At 63.5% G+C, this 4,424-nt stretch carries 4 protein-coding genes; 2 read left to right on the forward strand and 2 right to left on the reverse strand.

The window, feature by feature from the left end; genetic code table 11:
- Window positions 1-180: 180 nt before the first annotated feature.
- Entirely contained in the window at window positions 181-1,773 is a 1,593-nt protein-coding gene (locus RMO81_RS00525) for a flavin monoamine oxidase family protein (protein WP_310473770.1), read from the forward strand.
- A gap of 3 nt (window positions 1,774-1,776) precedes the next feature.
- On the forward strand, window positions 1,777-2,175 hold the full coding sequence (locus RMO81_RS00530) for a cytochrome c (protein ID WP_310473771.1): 399 nt from the start codon (window positions 1,777-1,779) through the stop codon (window positions 2,173-2,175).
- Between the two features lie 42 nt (window positions 2,176-2,217).
- Here the strand turns inward: RMO81_RS00530 and aceB are convergent, their stop codons facing one another.
- Together aceB and RMO81_RS00540 are read right to left on the reverse strand one after the other, a co-directional pair.
- Window positions 2,218-3,816: a malate synthase A gene (aceB, locus tag RMO81_RS00535; RefSeq protein ID WP_310473772.1), complete on the reverse strand. Its 1,599-nt coding sequence runs from the start codon at window positions 3,814-3,816 to the stop codon at window positions 2,218-2,220.
- A gap of 10 nt (window positions 3,817-3,826) precedes the next feature.
- Window positions 3,827-4,424, reverse strand: a 598-nt coding sequence (locus tag RMO81_RS00540; RefSeq protein ID WP_310473773.1) for a short-chain fatty acyl-CoA regulator family protein, incomplete at its 5' end; no start/stop codon positions are given.

Genomic DNA, 4,424 nt, shown 5'->3' on the forward strand with positions numbered 1-4,424 from the left:
TACGGAAACTTGGGTTAATCGTCGCCCGACCACTGAGCGGCTGAAATCCCCGTCATTTCGCCACTATCCGGCCTGAAGGTGAATGCGCATCGCATCGTCCTATCTTCGTTGGCACTGGTCACCGGACAAAACGCCTGCCAGAGTTGATGAAGCTGTAAGGCAAGGGGGAATATCATTCCAATGAACTGGGTAGAACAGGGTCCGACGCGCCGCGAAGTGCTGCGCGCCATTGGCATGATGGCGGGCACAGCTGTGCTCTATCAGGCGATGGAAGTGCTGGGCCATGCCAAGGAAACCCAATTCGCCGGGCCGCCCAATCTGCAGGGCGCACGGCCGGGCACCAAGGTTGTGGTGCTGGGCGCGGGTCTCGCCGGGATGCTGGCCGCCCACGAACTGGCCAAGGCCGGATATGAGGTGCAGATCCTGGAGTATAACAATCGCCCGGGCGGCCGAAACTGGTCGCTGTATGGCGGCGACACCTATACCGAATTGGGCGGCGCCACGCAGAAAGTAGGCTTTGCTGACGGCAATTATCTCAATCCCGGCCCATGGCGCATTCCCTATCACCACCGCGCCCTGCTGCATTATTGCAAGAAATTCGGCGTGGCGCTGGAGCCTTTCATCCAGATGAACCAGCAGGCGCTGGTGCATTCGGCCAAGGCCTTTGGCGGCAAGCCGATGCGCTACCGCGAGCTGCACGCCGATTGGGACGGCAATGTGGCCGAACTGCTGTCGAAAGCCATCGACAATCGCAGCCTTGATTCAGTGATGACCAAGGAAGACGGCGACCGCCTGCGCATGGCGCTGCGCGAGTGGGGCGCGCTGGACGAGAATTTCAAATATTCGAAAAACTATCGCTCGTCGCGCCGGCGCGGCTTTGCGCGGCCGCAGGGCGGCGGCGTGCTGGGTGAACCCATCCCGTCTGAACCGCACCAGTTCAAGGATATTCTCGACAGCGGCATCTGGAGCACCGTCTCTCAACACATGAACATCGATCACCAGCATGCGATGTTCCAGCCGGTGGGCGGCATGGGCATGATCGGTCGCGGCTTTGCCCGCCAAGTCGATGGCAAGATCCGGTACAACCAGAAGGTGACCAGCATCAGCCAGCAGGGCGGCAAGGTGACCGTCACCCACAAGGACACCGGCAGCGGCGTCACCAGCACCACCGAAGCCGATTATTGCGTGTGCACCATCCCGCTGTCGGTGCTGAGCCAGATCGATGTCGATTGCTCACCCGGCCTCGATGCCGCCATCCACGCCATCCCCTATTCCAATAGCGTGAAGGTCGGCCTCGAATTCAAGCGCCGCTTCTGGGAAGAAGATGAAGCCATTTATGGTGGCATCAGCTTCACCGACCGCGAGATCAGCATGATCTCCTATCCGTCGGGCAAGTTGCACAGCGACGGGCCGGCGGTGATCCTGGGGGCTTACACCTTCGGTCCGTCAAGCTACAAATTTGCCGGCATGACACCCGAAGAACGCATCGCCCGCGCGCTGGAGCAGGGCAGCGTGTTTCACCCCGGCCGCTACAAAGAAGAATTCATCGGCGGCGCCACCGTGGCGTGGAGCCGGGTGCCGTTCACCTTGGGCTGCTGCGCCATGTGGAACGAGGACACCCGCAAGGAACATTATCAGACGTTGGTCGCGGTCGATAACCGGCTGGTGCTGGCCGGCGAACATGCGTCCTATATCGGCTGCTGGATGGAAGGCGCGATCCTGTCGTCGCTCGATGCCGTCACCCGCTTGCATGCCCGCGCCCTGGAGGCCTGATCAATGCGTTTTGTCCTGCTCGCTGCCGCGCTTGTTGCGGCTCCCGCCCTCGCCCAGAAGCCCGCCAAGGCCCCGGCTGCCCCGCATCCTGGGGCCGTAGTCTATCAGAACATCTGCCAGGCCTGCCACATGGCCAACGCAGCTGGCGGCGAAGGCGCCGGCAAGATTCCGGCGTTGGCCAAGAATGGCGCGCTGGAAGCCGCTGGCTATCCGATCATGGTCGTCACCGGCGGCAAGAACGGCATGCCGTGGTTCCGCGGTTCACTGACCGACAGCCAAATTGCCGACGTGATCAACTATGTCCGCAGCAATTTCGGCAACAAGTACAAGGATAAGGTCACCCCCGCCATGATCGCGGAGATGGGCCTGCCGGCGCCAAAGGGGGGTTTCCGCGAGCAGTAAGTCTTGCTGCCCCTCCCGCAAGCGGGAGGGGCGCAGGATCGCTCACTTCGCGAAGTAGAAATCATAGGCCGGGCTGGTCAGGAATGGCTCCAGCCGGTCGGCCAGCACCAGCGTGCGGAACAGCTCGGCGGCTTCCTTATATTTGCCGGCGGCGAAGAAATTGTCCCCCACCTGGGCCTTGTACACCGCCAGCTGTTCCTCGGTGACCCGGGTGATGAGGGCAGCATCCACCGCTTCACCGCTGTCCAGCGTCGCGCCGTTCTTGCGCCATTGCCACAATTGCGTGCGGCTGATTTCGGCTGTGGCGGCATCTTCCATCAGATTGTGCAGCGGCACGGCGCCCTGCCCGCGCAGCCAGGCCGCGACATAGCCGATGCCCACGTTGATGTTGTTTGTCATGCCCGCCAGCGTGCGCGGGCCATCGGGCGGCGTCACCAGATCAGCCAGCGTCGCCTCGCCGGCCGGGATCACCTGCAGCTGGTTCGGTGTCGGCATCAACCGGTCGAACACCTCACGCGCCACGCCAACCAGGCCGGGGTGCGCGACCCACGTGCCATCATGGCCCAGCGTGGCTTCGCGCTCCTTGTCGGCGCGCACGGCGGCAAACGCCGCTTCATTGGCGGCTTCATCGTCCTTCACCGGGATGAAGGCACTCATGCCGCCCATGGCGTGGGCCCCGCGGCGGTGGCACACCCGCACCACGTGCGCGGCATAGGCGGCCATGAACGGCACTTTCATGGTAACGGCAGCGCGGTCGGGCAGCAGCTTGGTGCCATCGTTCTGGAAGGTCTTGATATAGCTGAAGATATAATCCCAGCGGCCGCAGTTCAGCGCGGTGATGTGATCCTTCAGTTCATAGAGGATTTCTTCCGCCATGAAGGCGCCGGGCAGGGTTTCGATCAGCACGGTGGCGCGGATGGTGCCAAGCGGCAGATTCAGCATCGACTGGGCAGTGATGAAGACATTGTTCCACAGCCGCGCTTCCAGGCTGTGCTCCAGCTTGGGCAGATAGAAATAGGGGCCGCTGCCTCTGGCCAGCAACGCGGTGGCATTGTGGAAGAAATACAGGCCGAAATCGAAGATAGCACCGGCCACCCGTTCGCCATCCACCACCAGATGCGCTTCATCGAGGTGCCAGCCACGCGGGCGGCAGATCAGCACGGCGGTCTTGTCGTTCAGCTTGTAGGTCTTGCCCTTGTCTTCAAGGCTGATCGTGCCGGCGGCCGCATCGCGCAGATTGATCTGGCCCTGCACCATCACGTCCCACGTCGGTGCCGAGGCGTCTTCCAGGCAGGCCATGAAACATTGCGCGCCGCTGTTGAGCGCGTTGATCACCATCTTGCGGTCGCATGGCCCGGTGATTTCGACGCGGCGATCGTTCAGATCAGCCGGCGCGGCACGCACAGTCCACGAACGATCGTCACGGATCGACGAATATTCCGGCGCGAACCCGATGAAGCCTTCTTCGTTGATCCACGCCTGCCGCTGATCGCGCGCGCGCAGCAGCGCTGCCCGTGTCGGATTGTACATGCGGTGCAGCTGGGCGACGAAGGCCAGCGCTTCGGGGGTGAGGATGGTGTCGTAACCGGGCTGCATGGCGCCCTTGATTTCGACTCCGGCAAGAGCGGGATTGCTGGTCATGGCAGGCCTTTCATTCATCGGTGAAGCGGAAGGGGGTCAGGCCGCGCTGGCGTTCATCGAAGGCCAGGTGGGCATTGGCGGGTGGCAGGCCGCGCTGACGGCAGGCGGCGCGGTGGCAGGCGGCACAGCCGGGGCCAATCGGCGCGGCCGGGCCATTCAATTCGATACCAGCGCTCCATGACAGAGCGGCGGCATGGGCGGTGTCGCAGCCGATGGCAATGGCGAAACTGGGCCGCGCGCCACCCCACGGCATGGCCGCGGTGCGCACGCTGCGGGCCAGAGTGAGGAAACGCTGGCCGTCTTCCAGTTCCACCAATTGCCGGCGGATTTCGCCGGGATGATCAAAGGCATGATAGACGTGCCAGAGCGCACAGCCACCCGCCACCGGCAGCGGTGACGGGCCCGGCGCAAAGGATTTGGAGATGGTGCCGGCACGATCGACGCGCAGGAAGAAGAACGGCACCCCGCGCGCGCCGGGGCGGTGCAACGTCATCAGACGGTGCGCGACTTGTTCAAGGCCGCGCCCAAACCGGGCCTGCAACAGTTCCACGTCATAGCCGGTCGCCTCGCAGGCGGCGAGGAAGCGGCCATAGGGCATCAGCGTGGCG

It is taken from the genome of Sandarakinorhabdus sp. (assembly GCF_031422795.1).
GTDB lineage: Bacteria > Pseudomonadota > Alphaproteobacteria > Sphingomonadales > Sphingomonadaceae > Sandarakinorhabdus.